At 28.2% G+C, this 1748-nt stretch carries 1 protein-coding gene; it reads left to right on the top strand.

Annotated elements, in window-relative coordinates; translation table 11 throughout:
• Positions 1 to 522: 522 nt before the first annotated feature.
• Positions 523 to 1748: transposase (locus I6E31_12385; protein ID MCF2640756.1), on the top strand; the 1226-nt coding region annotated here is incomplete at its 3' end.

The following is a 1748-nucleotide window of genomic DNA, read 5'->3' as shown; positions in this document are numbered from 1 at the left end:
GTGAGATGAATTGACTAGAATAGTAAGCGTATAGGGAAACTTGTACGTAGACGTAGAAACACTACGCAACGAAGAAACTGAATTGCTGGAAAATCGTAAAGCTAATTAAACTACAACATAGAGATGAAATAAACTCAAGTGTGAATGTGGCGAAAGCAGAAAAAATTAATTAGATGGCATAAGGTTAAATCCTAAGTGTTACAAAATCGATAATCAGCAGGTAAGCTCCGAATAGGAGAAACTTCAACGACTATTCCTCGTGAGGGAAGTACATTGCAAGCTATTGGTAATGGAAGTGGTTTCGCCCTAACAGATAATGCTGAGGGATAAGATATAGTCTGTGCTTGTATGAAAGTACAAGAAGTTCATAAGAGAACTGTATAGGAAGTAGCGATCCTATATGAACGACACCTCCCATATGTCGTGGGATTCTAAAAATTTAAAACTGAATAAACTTTTACTATAATATAACATTTTAGTAAAATATGTTATAATATACCTACAGAAAGCGAGGTGATTATAATGTATTTGACTATAAAACAACAAGTAAAACAATTAACTAAAGAAGATTATAAAAATTTAAAGCTGTTATCTCATATAGCTAAAAATTTAGCAAATGAAGCAATATATAATATTAGGCAGTATTATTTTACAGAAGGTGAATACTTAAATTACCAAAAAAATTATGCCTTACTAAAAAATAGTCTAAATTATAAAATGCTAAATTCAAATATGGCACAACAGATTTTAAAAGAAGTTGATGATTCTTTTAAAGCTTTCTTTGGATTACTTAAATTAGCTAAAAAAGGAAAGTATAATTTTAAAGATATTAAACTTCCTAAATATCTTCCTAAAGATGGTTTTACAACATTAATTATAGGTTTTGTAAGAATAAACAGGAATAAATTAATTATCCCATACTCAAATTCTTTCAAGAAAGAACATAAAAGTATTGAGATAAATATTCCACCTAAACTGGTTGATAAAAAGATAAAAGAGATAAGAGTTATACCAAAGTCAAATGCTAGGTTCTTTGAAATTCAATATGCTTATGAAGTAGAAGAAGTTCAAAGTAATGTAGATAAAAATAAAGCATTAGCAATAGATTTTGGAATAAATAATCTTGCTACTTGTGTAACATCAACTGGAAAATCTTTCATAATAGATGGAAGAAGACTAAAATCTATAAATCAATGGCATAATAAAGAAAATGCACGTTTACAAAGTATAAAGGATAAACAAGGATATAAAAATAAATACACAAACAAACAACTTGCTAATACTAAAAAAAGAAATGATAAAGTTAACGATTATATGAATAAAACTGCAAGAATAATCATTAACTATTGTTTAAAAAATAGTATAGGAAATATAGTTTGTGGATATAACGAAACATTCCAAAGAAATTCTAATTTAGGTAAAAAGAATAACCAAACATTTGTAAATATACCTTTTGGAACACTTAGAGAAAAGATAGAATATCTTTGCAAATTATATGGAATAAATTTTGTTAAACAAGAAGAGAGCTATACATCAAAGGCAAGTTTCTTCGATAAAGACAAAATTCCTACTTATAGTGATGATAATCCTCAAAAATATGAGTTTAGTGGGAAAAGAGTCAAAAGAGGATTGTATCAAACAAAAGATGGTAGGTTATTAAATGCAGATGTAAACGGAGCATTAAATATATTGAGTAAAAGTAAAGTTGTGGACTTAGAAGTCCTATACAATAGAGGCGAACTGGACAC

This window comes from Fusobacterium varium (assembly GCA_021531615.1).
In the GTDB taxonomy this organism is placed as follows: Bacteria; Fusobacteriota; Fusobacteriia; order Fusobacteriales; family Fusobacteriaceae; genus Fusobacterium_A; species Fusobacterium_A varium_C.
Note: the sequence above shows the minus strand (reverse complement) of the source record. Positions and strands in the feature narration are given on the sequence as shown.